10 protein-coding genes are annotated in these 15,838 nt (G+C 45.1%); 9 read left to right on the top strand and 1 reads right to left on the bottom strand.

Going from position 1 to position 15,838, the window contains the following annotated elements:
• Positions 1-20 precede the first annotated feature (20 nt).
• Positions 21-245, bottom strand: coding sequence for a hypothetical protein (locus LDX50_RS25720; protein WP_225699149.1), 225 nt, complete (start codon positions 243-245; stop codon positions 21-23).
• A 91-nt stretch (positions 246-336) separates the two neighbouring features.
• On the opposite strand from LDX50_RS25720, the gene mazG reads away from it, so the two are divergent.
• From mazG to LDX50_RS25675, 9 genes are all read left to right on the top strand, one after another.
• Positions 337-1,155: a nucleoside triphosphate pyrophosphohydrolase gene (gene mazG / locus LDX50_RS25715; protein WP_225699148.1), complete on the top strand. Its 819-nt coding sequence runs from the start codon at positions 337-339 to the stop codon at positions 1,153-1,155.
• Entirely contained in the window at positions 1,152-2,903 is a 1,752-nt protein-coding gene (locus LDX50_RS25710) for a sensor histidine kinase (RefSeq protein WP_225699147.1), read from the top strand. Before mazG ends, LDX50_RS25710 begins: the two co-directional genes overlap by 4 nt.
• 23 nt (positions 2,904-2,926) lie before the next feature.
• Positions 2,927-4,471, top strand: a complete 1,545-nt coding sequence (locus LDX50_RS25705; protein ID WP_225699146.1) for a glycine--tRNA ligase — start codon at positions 2,927-2,929, stop codon at positions 4,469-4,471.
• On the top strand, positions 4,471-5,793 hold the full coding sequence (locus tag LDX50_RS25700) for a deoxyguanosinetriphosphate triphosphohydrolase (RefSeq protein ID WP_225699145.1): 1,323 nt from the start codon (positions 4,471-4,473) through the stop codon (positions 5,791-5,793). Before LDX50_RS25705 ends, LDX50_RS25700 begins: the two co-directional genes overlap by 1 nt.
• Positions 5,794-5,877: 84 nt before the next feature.
• Positions 5,878-8,271, top strand: a complete 2,394-nt coding sequence (locus LDX50_RS25695) for an efflux RND transporter permease subunit (protein WP_225699144.1) — start codon at positions 5,878-5,880, stop codon at positions 8,269-8,271.
• A 7-nt stretch (positions 8,272-8,278) separates the two neighbouring features.
• Positions 8,279-11,578: an isoleucine--tRNA ligase gene (gene ileS / locus LDX50_RS25690; RefSeq protein ID WP_225699143.1), complete on the top strand. Its 3,300-nt coding sequence runs from the start codon at positions 8,279-8,281 to the stop codon at positions 11,576-11,578.
• On the top strand, positions 11,579-12,223 hold the full coding sequence (locus LDX50_RS25685; protein ID WP_225699142.1) for a lipoprotein signal peptidase: 645 nt from the start codon (positions 11,579-11,581) through the stop codon (positions 12,221-12,223).
• 93 nt (positions 12,224-12,316) lie between these two features.
• Entirely contained in the window at positions 12,317-15,130 is a 2,814-nt protein-coding gene (locus tag LDX50_RS25680) for a M16 family metallopeptidase (protein WP_225699141.1), read from the top strand.
• Between the two features lie 115 nt (positions 15,131-15,245).
• Positions 15,246-15,821: a collagen-like triple helix repeat-containing protein gene (locus tag LDX50_RS25675; protein WP_225699140.1), complete on the top strand. Its 576-nt coding sequence runs from the start codon at positions 15,246-15,248 to the stop codon at positions 15,819-15,821.
• Positions 15,822-15,838: the final 17 nt, after the last annotated feature.

Genomic DNA, 15,838 nt, shown 5'->3' with positions numbered 1-15,838 from the left:
GATATTTCCCCTGTCGGATGTCAGTCAAATTTAGACATGACCTTATTTACTTCGGAAGTCTCATTTCCGCATGCTTCACCTGGCATCCTGCCACAAAATCCACATGCCTCTCCGTCTTTATTCAAATAAGGGTTCTGACTGGCACACGTACCCTTAAATTCCCCATCTTTAAGAAACAGCAGGCGTACAGACATAAACACAAAGAACACTGCTATGAAACCAATTCCTAATAATATAGTCGTCATCCTGAAAAATTTTACGCAAATTTATCAAATCAAACATGAAACGAGAGGAAATTCATTAAAGTTTCCATAAATCCATAATCCTCAGAATAATATGAGTGAAGGAAGTTCAGCCACAGATCCCCGCAGAGCCGAAAAGTTAGCCGCATTTGACCGCCTTCTCACCATCATGGACGAGCTGAGGGAAAAATGCCCGTGGGACCGGAAACAGACCATGGAGAGCCTGCGTCACCTCACCATTGAAGAGACATTCGAACTAAGTGATTCCATATTGGACGGGGATCTGGATGAAATTCGCAAGGAACTGGGTGACCTCATGCTTCACAATGTATTCTATGCCAGGATCGCCAGCGAAAAGAATGCCTTTGACATGGCGGATGTTTTAAATTCCGTTTGTGATAAGCTGGTAAAACGTCATCCGCATATTTATGGAGATGTTGTGGCGACCGACGAGGAGACGGTTAAGGCTAATTGGGAGAAGATCAAGCTTAAAGAGAATGGGGATCAGCCACGGTCGGTCCTGGAAGGAGTCCCCAGGTCTTTGCCTGCCCTGATCAAGGCCATGCGTATGCAGGAAAAAGCGCGGGGTGTGGGATTCGATTGGGATCATAGGGATCAGGTTTGGGAAAAGGTGCAGGAGGAGCTGAAAGAATTCGGGGATGAATTTAATGAAGATCCGGAAAAGATTGATCAAAAGCGCGCCTCTGAAGAATTTGGTGATTTGCTGTTCTCATTGATCAATTTTGCGAGATTCATAGAAATCAACCCGGAAGAAGCCCTTGAGCGAACTAATAAGAAATTCCTGAAGCGATTCCAATATCTTGAACGTGAATCCCGCGCTGATGGAAAGGACCTTGCAGACATGACACTGGAGGAAATGGAATATTATTGGCAGAAAGCAAAACTCATATGAAAGCGGAATTGTCAAAACTCACCGAATTCAACCTCTTCCGTAACATAATTGTAGGCAAAGATACTTTTATTCCTTCCTGGACTCTTTACAAGCGCGTTCTGCTGACAGGTCAGATTGCCCTTTTTGGAATTTTCTACACACTACTGAATGTGATTCTGGGTTACCTGGAAGGGATCACGGAATTTATTCCCTACTACGCAGCACTGGGTATTTCATGCATTATTTCAATCTTAATCCTGCGAAATGGTTCGTACGTAACAGGAAGGGTTGTACTCATTCTTACCACGTTGTTGCTGGTGTCCCTTTTTGTTATGCTGGATCGTACGGATGCCAGTGTATATTTCTTCTATTTTGTGATTACCATCGGTGCGATGACCATATTTGGTTATGAACGCATTACACTTGGGATACTTTTTTCGGCGCTGGTGATCGTAACTTTCCTGTTCATTTTTTCAAATGATTTCAAGATTGCTGAAGCTCCTGAGGTTTCCAACTCTTTTGCTACCAGGATTTTCGGGCTCAACTTTGTTACCGCGGTTCTGCTTTCAGTGATGATGATCTATTATATGATCCTGATCAATTACCAGATCATTACAGATCTGCGGAGGAAGGAAGAAGATCTAACCAAGCTCACCAATGAACTTTCAGAAAGCAGAAACCGCTTTGAACTTGCTATCAAGGGCTCATCCGCAGGGATTTGGGATTGGGATCCGCTCACCGATTCTTTATACTTATCCCCTCTTCTTACAAGGATCCTCGGTTATACGAAGGAGGATATTCAGGGCGCAAGCCAGCAGTCTTTTTATCAGGTTCTTCATCCGGATGACCTGATAACAGTTCGTGAAAAGCTGGATCAGCATTTGAATAGTAATGTCAAATTTGAGGTTGAATTCCGGATCAGGAAAAAGGATGGGGAGTTCATGTGGGTTTTGGATACCGGCCAGGCAGAGTGGAATGAAAAAGGGCAACCCGTGAGAATGGTAGGGTCCATTGTTGACATTTCGGAACGGAAAAAAGCCGAATCGATGGTGTTAAAACAGAAGGAGGAACTTGAAAAGGCGAACAAGGAGCTGGATCGTTTTGTATATAGCGTATCACATGATCTGAAGTCACCGCTCAGTTCAGTCCTTGGACTGATCACTATTACGGAAATGTCGGATGACCTGGAGGAAGTCAAGAAATGTGTGGGGATGATGCGGAGCCGGATCGATCAGCTCAATAAATTCATTGAGGAGATCATTGAATATGCGAGAAACACACGGAAAGAAATACATCATAATGACAGGGTCGTCATCCGGGATCTGGTGAACGGTATTCTGGAAAACCTGGCCTACCTTGATAACCGGGACAGGATTGATATACAGAATAATATTGATCCTTCCCACGTCGTCTCCTCCGATGAGAGCCGCCTGAAGATCATTCTTAATAACCTGATCGGGAATGCCATAAAATATCATGACTACGGCAAAGAATATCCGATGATAAGAATTACCTCCCAGGAAACGGGGGATGGATCGCTAAGGATAATAGTGGCTGATAACGGCACAGGCATTGAAAAGGAACTGCAGGAACGGGTTTTTGAAATGTTCTATCGTGCTTCTGAAACTTCTGATGGCTCGGGGCTGGGATTATACATTGCCCGTGAAATGATTGAAAATCTGCAGGGGTCTCTCTCCCTTGAAAGTGAGAAAGGAAAGGGATCTGAATTTACTATTACGATACCTTTGACACTTACCGCTGCTAAATAGATCATTTTTCTATCTTTGCACCCATGGCAGCGAATGACGAAAACCTATTCAAGAAAATTGTTTCCCATGCCAAGGAGTATGGGTTTATTTTTCCATCAAGTGAGATCTATGACGGGCTTGGGGCAACCTATGATTACGGGCAGCAGGGTGTGGAGCTCAAAAATAACATAAAGGCATATTGGTGGAAGTCGATGGTGCAGCTGCATGAGGATATTGTAGGCATCGATGCCGCGATATTTATGCACCCCACTACCTGGAAGGCATCAGGCCATGTGGATGCGTTTAACGATCCGATGATCGACAATAAAGATTCCAAAAAACGATATCGTGCAGATGTGCTCATTGAAGAGTACATCGCTAAAGTGGAAGCGAAAATTGAAAAGGAGGTTTCCAAGGCTGAAAAGCGTTTTGGAGATGCATTCGACCGTGAACAGTTTGTAAGTACCAATCAGCGCGTGGTCGGCTATAGCGAAGAGATCAGTTCCATCAATCAGCGGATGAAAAATGCCATGGATGAAGGTCGTCTTGAAGGGCTGAAGGAACTGATCGAGGACCTTGGAATTGCGGATCCTGTTTCGGGTTCCAAGAACTGGACCGATGTTCGCCAGTTCAATCTGATGTTCTCCACAGAATTAGGCTCCCTTGCAGAAGGCGCCAGCAAGATCTACCTCCGTCCGGAAACGGCACAGGGCATTTTTGTGAACTATCTCAATGTTCAGAAAACAGGAAGAATGAAAATCCCGTTCGGGATCGCCCAGATCGGGAAGGCATTCAGGAATGAAATTATTGCGCGACAGTTCATTTTCCGAATGCGTGAGTTTGAGCAAATGGAAATGCAGTTTTTCGTAAAGCCCGGAGAGGAGCTGGAATGGTACGAACAATGGAAAGAGCGTCGCATGAAATGGCACAAGACCCTGGGTATGGGCGATGAGAATTATCGGTTCCATGATCACCTGAACCTGGCGCATTATGCAAATGCTGCCTGTGATATTGAATTCAACTTCCCAATGGGTTTCAAGGAGCTGGAAGGAATTCATAGCAGAACTGATTTTGACCTTTCCGCACACGAAAAACATTCCGGGAAGAAACTCCAGTTTTTCGATCCGGCTGAAAACAGAAGCTATATTCCCTATGTGGTTGAAACTTCCATCGGGCTGGACCGTATGTTTCTCGCGGTTCTAACTGCTGCCTATACCGAAGAAACCCTTGAGGACGGTAGTGAACGCGTGGTTTTAAAGATTCCCGCTGCCCTGGCTCCTCAGAAAGTTGCGGTGCTGCCATTGATCAAAAAGGATGGGTTGCCGGAAAAAGCCATGGAGATTTTCGATGAGCTGAAGTTTGATATGAACTGTCAGTATGACGAGAAAGATGCGATTGGGAGAAGGTATCGCCGGCAGGATGCCATCGGCACACCTTACTGTATCACGGTAGATCATCAAACGCTGGAAGATAATACAGTAACATTGAGGGAAAGGGATTCAGCTGCCCAGGAGCGAATTTCGATCAGCGATTTGGCGTCCAGGGTTAATGAACTCGTTTCGGTCAACACACTTCTCAGGGCGCTTTGATGGAGTGGAAAAAACTATTATCCAATCAACGGGCGGGGGGTAAATCTGTGCCACATGATCCTGCGCGGAGTGCTTTTGAGCAGGATTTTGACAGGATCATATTTTCACATCCGTTTCGAAGGCTGCAGGATAAAACACAGGTTCATCCGCTTCCGAAGGATGATTTTGTTCATACCAGATTGACCCACAGCCTGGAAGTAAGCAGCGTGGGCCGTTCACTCGGGAAAAATGTAGGCAAGGTTTTAAAGGAACGCTATTCACTGGATGAATTTTCAGTTCAGGATATCGGGTCGATTGTCGCCGCTGCATCCCTTTGTCATGATATAGGTAATCCGCCATTTGGTCATTCGGGGGAAGAAGCCATCAGTGAGTTCTATCGCCATGGTCAGGGAAGGGTTTTCGAAAGCGATGTTAGTCCGGCACAATGGGAAGACCTGATCCGCTTTGAAGGTAATGCGCAGGGGTTTAGACTATTAAATAAATCCCGGTATCAGGGGCTTAAGCTAACCGCCGCTACGCTGGCTGCATTTACAAAATATCCCCGGCCTTCATTGGTGGAGAATCCGGATAAAACGCGAAGAAGCCAGAAAAAATATGGGTTCTTCTGTGCAGAAAAGGAGGCTTTTCGTCGTGTTGCAGATACCACGGGGCTTATTGCACTTACTGATGAAACCTGGTGCCGTCATCCGCTTGCATTTCTTGTGGAGGCTGCCGACGATATCTGCTATCATCTGATAGACCTGGAAGATGGTTGCCGCCTTGGTCTTGTTTCATACAATGACACAGTGGATTTATACCGGCTTATCCTGCGCGAGCGGTTTAATGCGTCAAAATTTGAAAAAATAAAATCACGTGAAGAACGTATAGGTACGCTCCGGGCCATGGCCATAGGTGTACTTATCGATGAATGCACGGAGCTTTTCCTTGAACGTGAAGCAGATCTTAGGGAGGGTAAGAATGACCGTTCCCTTACCGATGACATACCATCAGCTCAGATTCTCCGGGAGATCATAAAGATATCCATCGAACATATCTATCGCTCAAGACAGGTGATGGAGACCGAAGTTGCAGGTTTCGAGGTATTGCCGGGTCTTCTCGGGCAGATCACTCTAAGCGCGGCCAACGTCTACCAGAAAAATCAGCCTTCGAGTGGCAGGAAGACTCTTCTCAGGCTGCTTCCGGAGGATCTTACGAGGGAAATGCAGGAGTGCGCAGATACATACGAACTTCTGATGCTATGCAATGACTTTGTTTCCGGTTTGACAGACAGTCATGCTATTCACCTGTACCGCGGAATCAAAGGGATTTCTCTGCCCGGTTAATCCACTGTCTGGCGATAGGTTAAAACATGAAAATCCTTACCTTTGTGGCTTGCCATAATGTGGACTAAACTTTCCCATATCATCATGAAGTACCGATTGACGCTGGTCATATTGATCGGTGTCATTACAGTGTTCATGGGGTACCACGCCAGAAAGGCTGAAATGAGCTATGATTTCGCCAAAACGGTACCCATGGATGATCCGGATATGATCAACTTCATGGAATTCAAATCACTCTTCGGTGAGGATGGTAATCTTATTGCCATCGGGGTTAAGGACAGCAGTCTGTATGATGTGCATAATTTTGAATTGTTTCGCCGCCTGAGCGACAGTATCAAAACCTTCACAGGTGTTAATGAGGTGTATTCGTTGCCTCAAATTCAGAGATTTGAAAAGGATACGGCTGAGCGGAAGTTTAACCTTGTGCCGATTTTCCGAAATGAGATTACTAATCAGGCTGAGATGGACAGCCTCATCCAGCTTGCCTTCGATCAAAAGTTTTACAGTGGGCGGTTGCTGAACGAATCCAACGGAGCCACCCTCATGCTCATCTCTATCGATAAGGATGTTCTTAATTCGGAAAGAAGGATCGGTCTTACCGAGAAAATTGTTGCTGCCGGAGATTTCTTTGAAGCAAACAGCGGAATTACTGTGCATTATGCGGGACTCCCTTTTGTACGTTCTGTGATCGCCAGTAAGGTGAAAAGGGAGATGGAGATGTTCCTCATCCTTTCGGTACTTGTAACTGCGATCATCCTTTTCCTGTTTTTCCGAACGTGGGATGCCGTTGTATTTCCCATGGTGATCATCGGAGTGGTGGTAGTCTGGGTTCTGGGATCACTCGTTCTTTTTGGATATAAGATCACAATGCTTACAGGTTTGATACCTCCTGTTATCGTGGTTATCGGGATCCCGAACAGCGTGTACCTGCTGAATAAATATCACCAGGAATATGAACTGCACGGTAACAAGGTCATGGCCGTAAGCAGGGTCGTCCGCAAGATCGGGGTGGTCACGCTGATCACGAACTTTACCACGGCAATTGGATTTCTGGTACTTGCTACCACTGAAATTGTGATACTGAGGGAGTTCGGTATCGTAGCCGGACTGAATATCATGGCGACATTCATCGTGTCAATTATCCTGATCCCGGCTGTTTTTCTATGGTTGCCGGCCCCGAATACCCAACAGCTCAAACATTTGAAGTTCAAACCGCTTGACGTTGTGCTGAGTGCGCTGGACAAATGGATCTATTCGCACCGTAAAACTGTCTATCTCATCACCGGGCTTCTTGTGGCATTGGCTGCATTGGGAATGACACGCCTGAGGGCGGTAGCATTCATGGTAGACGACATACCAGAGAAAAGTGAGATCCGAACGGATCTTGAATTCTTTGAAGCGAATTTCAACGGCATTATGCCACTGGAAATGGTAGTTGATACTGGCGAGCGCCGGGGTGTCCTGGAGCTTAAAAACCTGAATAAGATCGAGGATCTTGAGGAATTTTTACACAGCCAGAAAGATATATCACTTCCGGTTTCCCTTGTGAGTTTTGTAAAAGCTTCAAAACAGGCATTCTACAATAACAATCCTGATCGTTACAGCCTGCCTTCAAGCCGGGAAAGATCATTTATACTTCGGTATATGCGAAATCAGTCGGACAGCACCGGACTATTCAATTCTTTCGTGGATTCGACACTGCAGGTGATGCGTGTTTCCATGCAGGTTGCTGATATCGGATCTGAAAAAATGGATTCCCTGATAGAAGAAGTGATCCGTCCGGAAGTTGACTCCCTTGTTGCCGGTACCGATCTTAAGATCAGTATTACGGGAACTACCCCTTTATTCATTCGGGGAAATAAATTTTTGATCCAGAATCTACGCTTCAGCCTCATATTGGCATTCATTCTCATCGCCGTGATCATGGGGGTACTTTTCGGAAATTTAAAGATGATTCTCATCTCTATGCTTCCAAATATTATTCCCCTCCTGATAACGGCAGGCATCATGGGATTTTTTGGTATCCCGTTAAAACCGAGTACGGCCCTGATCTTCAGTATTGTTTTTGGAATTTCCGTTGATGATTCTATTCATTTTCTTGCGAAATACCGACAGGAACTGTTCCTGAACAGGTTTTCTGTACCCATTACCGTGAGTAAAACCTTACGCGAAACGGGCGCAAGTATGATTTATACCTCAGTTATTCTTTTTGCAGGATTCGTCATATTTGCATGGTCAGATTTCGGGGGGACGATCGCACTTGGAATTTTAACATCAATCACACTGATGATTGCAATGTTTACGAATTTAATTTTGTTACCATCTTTGCTGTTAACCTTTGATGATGGCAGGCGTGATCCGCAGGAACATCCGCTGATTGAGGAATATGATGACGGGTTTTACCAGGATCTGGAAAATGAAAACTCAAACGGGAACGGATCAGTTGAACTGCCGGAAAACAAAAACCAAACGATTTAAGTAAGAAGTGAAGTATAAGGAATATAAACAGATCAATTATGCCGAAGTGGCGGCAAATGTCCTGAAGTTTTGGGAAGAGGAGAAGATTTTTGAAAAATCTGTCGAGACCAGGGAGGGTAAGCCCACATTTACCTTTTACGAAGGTCCTCCATCTGCGAATGGAACACCGGGAATTCACCATGTGATGGCCAGAACCGTGAAGGATATCTTTTGCCGGTTTAAAACCATGGAGGGATTCCAGGTTAAGCGTAAGGGAGGATGGGATACTCATGGCTTGCCCGTTGAGCTTCAGGTTGAGAAGGAACTTGGAATTACAAAGGAAGATATCGGAAAGAAAATTTCCGTTGAAGAATATAATTTGCGTTGCCGTGAAACGGTAATGAAATTCAAGAATGAGTGGGATGACCTCACCCGTATGATGGGCTACTGGGTCGATCTTGATGATCCATATGTCACGTTCGATCGTGATTACATGGAGACACTGTGGTACTTACTGAAGAAGTTCTACGATAAGGGGCTCCTCTACAAAGGGTATACCATTCAGCCCTATTCCCCAGCTGCAGGCACCGGGCTAAGTTCACACGAATTGAATCAGCCAGGTACCTACAAGGATGTGAAGGATACAACCGTCACTGCCCAGTTTAAAGCAACGGATGAGGATAATCTCTTTTTCCTTGCATGGACGACCACACCGTGGACGCTGGCTGGGAATACAGCGCTGGCAGTGGGTGAAAATATTGAATATGTTAAGGCTGAAACCTTCAATCCCTACACATATGAGCCGGTTAAAGTAATTCTCGCAAAGGATCGCGTAAGCGCATATTTTGATGAGAAGGGTAAGGATCAGCCCTTTGAAGATTATTCACCAGGTGACAAGGTAATTCCATACAGGATTGTAGAGACCTTCCGGGGGAAAGAGCTGGCAGGTCGTACATATGAGCAATTGCTGCCCTATGTACAGCCCGACGGGCCGGCTTTCAGGGTAGTGGTGGGTGACTTCGTTACCACAGAGGATGGAACAGGTATTGTACATATTTCACCTACATTCGGTGCAGATGACCAGCGCGTTGCTGCCCAGAACGGGATCGGTGCGATCCTGGTGACCGATAATGAAGGAAACCGTGGCCCGATCGTTGACAAACAAGGCCGTTATGTTCAGGAAATCGGAGAATTTGGTGGCAGGTTTGTGAAGAATGAATACTATCCGGATGGTGAAGCCCCTGAAAGATCCCTTGATGTAGATATCGCGATAAAGCTTAAAGAAGATAACCGGGCCTTTAAGGTTGAGAAATACGAGCACAGTTACCCGCATTGCTGGCGAACTGATAAACCGGTTTTATATTACCCGCTGGATTCCTGGTTCATCAGGACCACTGCCATGAAGGATAAGCTGGTTGCTCTTAATGAAACGATCAACTGGAAGCCGGCGTCAACCGGTACAGGCAGGTTTGGAAACTGGCTCGAAAATCTGGTCGACTGGAACCTTTCACGAAGCAGATTCTGGGGTACACCATTGCCCATCTGGGTGACCGAGGATCGCTCTGAGGAAATCTGTATCGGTTCCATGGAAGAACTTCGCAGGGAGGTGGACAAGGCCGTAGAAGCTGGTTTTATGGAGAGTGAATTACCTGAAGATTTTGATCTTCACAGACCATTTGTAGATAATGTGACCCTGGTAAGTCCGTCCGGCAAACCCATGAAACGTGAACCAGACCTGATCGACGTCTGGTTCGACTCCGGGGCTATGCCCTATGCCCAATGGCATTTTCCTTTTGAGAATCAGGATATATTCGAGGAAAATTTTCCAGCGGATTTTATTGCTGAAGGCGTTGATCAGACACGTGGCTGGTTCTTCACACTTCATGCCATCGCCGTCATGCTTTTTGACAGTGTGGCTTTTAAAAATGTAATCGCCAACGGACTTGTTCTTGACAAGAATGGAAATAAAATGTCGAAGCGCCTTGGCAATGCCGTAAATCCGTTTGAAACACTTGATACCTATGGCGCAGACGCTACGAGATGGTATATGATCTCAAATGCGAATCCCTGGGATAATTTGAAGTTTAACCTGGAAGGGGTTCAGGAAGTTCAGCGTCGTTTCTTTGGCACATTGCACAACACCTACAGCTTCTTTTCACTTTACGCAAACCTGGATGGATTTGATTTTTCCGGGGAAGTGATTCCCGTGGAAAATCGCACAGAGAGCGACCGCTGGATTCTTTCAAGGCTAAACACGGTGATCGGCCAGGCGGCTGCGGCCTATAGTGATTATGAACCAACCCGCGCGACCCGGCTTATTCAGGACTTTACAATTGATGACCTGAGCAACTGGTATGTCCGCCTGAACCGGAAGCGTTTCTGGCGCGGTGATTTTAATGACGACAAAAAAGCGGCATATCAGACGCTTTACACCTGCCTTGTAACCATTGCAAAGCTGTCGGCACCAGTGGCGCCTTTTTATATGGATCAGCTTTATCTTGACCTGAACAGTGTTACAGGTCTCGAAGACTGTGAATCTGTCCACCTTGCGGATTTCCCGACCAGTGATGAAAATGTCATTGATGCGGATCTGGAGGAGCGTATGCGCCTGGCACAGCGTATTTCATCGCTTGTACATTCTCTTCGGAAAAAACACAAACTCAAGGTGCGTCAGCCGCTTCAGAAGATCCTGTTGCCGAAGGTGAGTGATAAATTTAAACGACAGGTAGAGGCAGTTGAAGACATCATACTTTCAGAGGTTAATATCAAGGAGATAGAATTTGTCTCTGATGATGACGGAATTCTGGTGAAACGGATCAAGCCGAATTTCAGGAGACTGGGACAGATGTATGGGGCGGCCATGAAGGAACTTGCCGGAGTGATCCAGAAAATGAGCCCGGAATCGGTTTCGGAGCTGGAATCAAACGGATCATTTACAGTACAGGCAGGAGGTCAGGATATCACTCTCACCCCCGAAGATGTAGAGATTTTTTATGACGATATTCCCGGTTGGTCGGTAGCTTCTGAAGGAAATCTTACCGTAGCACTTGATATAACCCTTACCGATGATCTGAGACAGGAAGGTATTGCCCGTGATGTCGTAAACCGGTTGCAGAATCTCCGGAAGGATATGGGTCTCGACGTTCAGGACAAGATTAAAATCAGAATTGCACCGGCACCAGAACTGATTGAGACGGCACTGAGGGCGAATAAGGAGTATATTTGCAGGGAAACGCAGGCATTGTCGCTGGAATTTGAAGAGGGAATTTCTGATTCTGTGGAATTGGATATTGATGATCAAAAACTCCAGGTTAAAATTGAGTTATAAGTGAAGCTGAAGAAATATTATTTACTAGCCTTATTAGTGATAGTGATCGACCAGGTTGTGAAACTCCTGGTTCATTACAACATGGACCTCAATACAGAATTTAATGTTTTTGGCGATTGGTTCAGGATTCACTATCTCTTAAATCCGGGGATGGCCTTTGGCCTTCGTTCGGATCATACCTACGGAAAACTGGTCCTGACACTCTTCAGGTTACTGGCTATGGTCGGGATTTCCTACTATATCTATTTTCTGTATAAAAAAGGTGCGAGGGCGGGCCTTCTCTGGTGTCTTGCCCTGATTCTTGGCGGGGCCGTGGGTAACGTCATTGACAGTACTTTTTACGGTGTTTTACTTGGGAATGCTCCGGCGGGCTCTCCAACACCCTGGTTTCACGGCCAGGTAGTGGATATGCTGTTTTTCCCCATATTCGATGGCTACTATCCGGATTGGGTGCCGTATGTAGGTGGCGGCAGGTTCCTGTTTTTTAGTCCGGTATTCAATATTGCTGATTCCTCCATCTTCATCGGGGTAGTTTCCATACTTATTTTTCAGAAAAGTTTCTTCAAGGATCGTGAAGATCATTTGCTCCAGGACAATTCCGGGGATGAAGCGCACCAGGAAACTTCCGGAGATATAATATCCTGACTAATTTTTTAGGTGTAAGTATTCAGGATTGCGTATCTTCACTATTGACACCTCTGGTCGGTTTATTCTGTAAACGACAAAATTTTCTATTCTATGAAAAAAGTAATTTGGATAGCTGTCTGGCTACTGTTTCCTGCATTCCTCTATGCCCAGGAAAATCAGATTCAAGGTAAAATCAATCAGGAAATACCCATTGATCCCGATGTGAAAGTGGGGGTTCTTGAAAATGGCCTTACGTATTATATTCGTCATAATGAGAAGCCTGAAGATAAGGTTGAACTTCGATTGGTAGTGAATGTCGGGTCCATGATGGAAGATGAAGATCAGCAGGGTCTTGCGCATTTTATGGAGCACATGGCATTTAATGGCACCCGTAATTTTGAGAAAAACGAACTGGTCAGTTACCTGCAATCTGTAGGTGTAAAGTTCGGTGCAGATCTCAATGCTTACACCAGTTTTGATGAAACGGTTTATATTCTTCCGATTCCATCAGACGATGAAGAGATATTGAATAAAGGGCTTCTGGTTCTGGAAGACTGGGCGTCCAATGTGCTTCTTACAGACGAGGAAATTGATAAGGAACGGGGTGTTGTAATCGAGGAATGGAGACTTGGGCAGGGCGCAAATCAACGAATGCGTGACGAATGGTTCCCGGTAATGTTTAAAGATTCCCGATATGCGGAAAGGCTGCCAATCGGAAAAAAGGAAGTCCTTGAAAACTTTGATTATGAGACGTTGAGAAAATTCTACAGGGACTGGTACCGACCGGACCTTATGGCAATTGTTGCTGTGGGCGACATTGATGTCAACGAGATGGAAAAGATGATCAAAGAACGGTTTGGTAAATTAAAAAATCCCGAGAATCCACGTCCTAAGCAATTGTTTGACGTGCCGGATCATCCGGAAACCTTTGTTTCGGTTGTTACCGACAAGGAAGCTCAGTTCACCCAGATCCAGTTAGTTTATAAGCAGGATCTTGAAAAAACAGAAACGGTAGGCGATTTCCGGCGGGATGCGGTGTATTCCTTGTATAACGGCATGCTGAATCAACGGTTATCGGAACTTCAGGAATCAGCCGATCCACCATTTTTGTTTGCCAGTTCCAGCTATGGAAATATGGTGCGTACCAAAAGTTCCTATTCATCTTTTGCAGTTGTAGGGGAAAATGGAATTGAAAAGGGTCTCAAAACGCTTGTTCGGGAAAATGAACGCGTTAAGAAATATGGGTTTACCCAGGGAGAGCTTGACCGATACAAGAAAACAGTCCTGAATCGCTATGAAGTTGCTTTTAAAGAAAAAGACAAAACAGAATCGGGCCGCTATGCGTCTGAATACATTCGAAATTTTCTTTCAGATGAACCCATCCCGGGAATCGGATACGAATATGAATTTTACGAAGCTGTTCTTCCTTCCATTACACTTGAGGAAGTAAATGGCCTGGCCGCCAACTGGATTACCGATGAAAACAGGGTCGTAGTAATTATGGGGCCTGACAAGGAAGGATTAACCATGCCCGGTACCAATGATATCCTTGAAATTTTGAATGAGGCACAGTCAGAAGAAATAACTCCTTATGAGGACAAGGAGCTGGCAACCACCTTTATCGATACCATGCCAACTCCTGGTAAAATCACTGCCTCAAAAGAGCTTGAAGAAGTAGAGGCTACAGAGCTTACATTATCAAATGGGATGAAGGTTATTTTAAAATCCACGGATTTTAAAAATGATGAAATAGTGATTCGAGGCTTCTCGATGGGCGGGCGATCTCTATACTCAGAGGAAGATGACCTCGAAGCTTCAAATGCAGGTGAGATTGTAGCTGAAAGCGGGGTCCGTGAATTTTCTCCATCCGATATTGAAAAGATGCTTTCCGGGAAATCTGTTTTTGTAGGTGCTTTTATCGGTACGTATAATGAAGGAATGAGCGGCAGTACCACCCCTGAGGACCTGGAAACGGCACTGCAGCTTATGCATCTGTACTTCACCGCCCCTCGTAAAGATGCCGATGCATTTAGTTCGTTTGTGAACAAGAATAAAATGCTGATGCAAAACCTGATGGCAAGTCCGCAATTCTTTTATTCTGATAAACTGTCACGTATTCTTTCTCAAAACCACCCAAGAGGAGGGTATTTCCCTACTGTAGCAGAGATGGAAAGCATCGACTTTGACCGTTCTTTTGAGATATACACGGAACGCTTTGCAAATGCCGGTGATTTTACGTTTTTTTTCGTGGGTAACTTCGACATTGAACAAATCAAACCAATGCTTGAACTCTACCTCGGTAGTTTGCCAGGGTCCGCTTCCACCGAATCGTACAAAGATCTTGGAATACGGCCTCCTGCAGGACCTCTGAAGGAAGAAATCAAAAAGGGTACCGATCCCAAAAGTACTGTTACCATGATCTACACAGGTCCTGCGGCGTATGATCTCGATGAAAGCTATTACCTTTCATCGCTGGGAGAAGTACTTTCTAACAAGCTTATTGAAATCCTTCGTGAAGAGAAAGGCGGCGTTTATGGGGTTGGTGCCAACGGAAGTATGACAAAGATCCCATATGAGAATTATACATTCAGAATCGGGTTTCCCTGTTCTCCGGAAAATACTCAGGACCTGATAAATGCTGCGCTGGCTGAGGTAGAAAAAATCAAGAAAGAGGGAGTTTCAGACGAAGATCTTCAGAAAATCAAGGAATCACAACGCCGGGAAAGGAAGGAGGAGCTGGAAAGGAACTCATACTGGGTTAGTGCGCTCTTTTATTCATATTACTATGACCTGCCTCTTGAAAGGGTGAAAAATTTCAACGAAAAAATTGACGCTTTAACCTCCGATAAGCTCAAAGAAACGGCGAAAAAGTACCTGACAGAGGATCATTTCATTCAGGTGGTCCTAATGCCTGAGGATAATTAACCTTAAATTTATAAATTTGCAACGCATTGAAACCCACATTCTTATGTGGGTTTTTTTTGGGAATCCGTGAAATGGAACGGTGTTTGTGTAGTATGAAAATAAATAATTGATTGAGATGAAAAAGTTAATTCCATTCTTATTAGTGATTGTGACCATTGTGGCGTGTGAAGGCCCGGAAGGTCCGATTGGTCCGCGCGGCCCGCAGGGTGCTCCCGGCGAGGACGGCGTGAATATTGAAAGTTTTGTCTTCGAATATGAGGTTGACTTCCGTCCCGAAGATGACTACACCGTATTCCTTTCGTACCTGGATGATTTTGTTGCTCTTCCATCAGATGTAACTATGGTTTATTTTCTCTGGGGGCAAACTGAAATTGACGGAGAATTGGTGGATATCTGGAGGGCACTTCCCCAGACAGTATTTACCGATAACGGATTGATCCAGTATAACTATGATTTTACAAGATATGATGTAAGTCTGTTCCTGAATACTGATTTTGATCCGGACCTGTTGCAGCCGATCGATACTGATGACTGGATTGTTCGTGTAGTTGTGATTCCAGGTCAGTTCGTAACGGCAGGAGGAAAAATGGCAGCGATTGATTTCAATGATTATTATGCAGTAATGGAAGCGATGGGGGTAGAAAATAAAACAGTTGCCCACGAATACAATAATTCCTTAGTAAGACGTTAATCCATTAAGGATAATTT

The organism is Fulvivirga sedimenti, assembly GCF_020328055.1.
The sequence above is the reverse complement of the archived record's forward strand: the minus strand, read 5'-3'. Positions and strand labels throughout refer to the sequence as shown.

What these genes read in the sequence shown, in the direction of transcription:
- LDX50_RS25680 (WP_225699141.1), top strand. Translation starts at nt 12,317, where the DNA reads ATGAAAAAAGTAATTTGGATAGCTGTCTGGCTACTGTTTCCTGCATTC.
- mazG (WP_225699148.1), top strand. Translation starts at nt 337, where the DNA reads ATGAGTGAAGGAAGTTCAGCCACAGATCCCCGCAGAGCCGAAAAGTTA.
- LDX50_RS25695 (WP_225699144.1), top strand. Translation starts at nt 5,878, where the DNA reads ATGAAGTACCGATTGACGCTGGTCATATTGATCGGTGTCATTACAGTG.
- LDX50_RS25705 (WP_225699146.1), top strand. Translation starts at nt 2,927, where the DNA reads ATGGCAGCGAATGACGAAAACCTATTCAAGAAAATTGTTTCCCATGCC.
- LDX50_RS25720 (WP_225699149.1), bottom strand. Translation starts at nt 245, where the DNA reads ATGACGACTATATTATTAGGAATTGGTTTCATAGCAGTGTTCTTTGTG.
- LDX50_RS25710 (WP_225699147.1), top strand. Translation starts at nt 1,152, where the DNA reads ATGAAAGCGGAATTGTCAAAACTCACCGAATTCAACCTCTTCCGTAAC.
- LDX50_RS25675 (WP_225699140.1), top strand. Translation starts at nt 15,246, where the DNA reads ATGAAAAAGTTAATTCCATTCTTATTAGTGATTGTGACCATTGTGGCG.
- LDX50_RS25700 (WP_225699145.1), top strand. Translation starts at nt 4,471, where the DNA reads ATGGAGTGGAAAAAACTATTATCCAATCAACGGGCGGGGGGTAAATCT.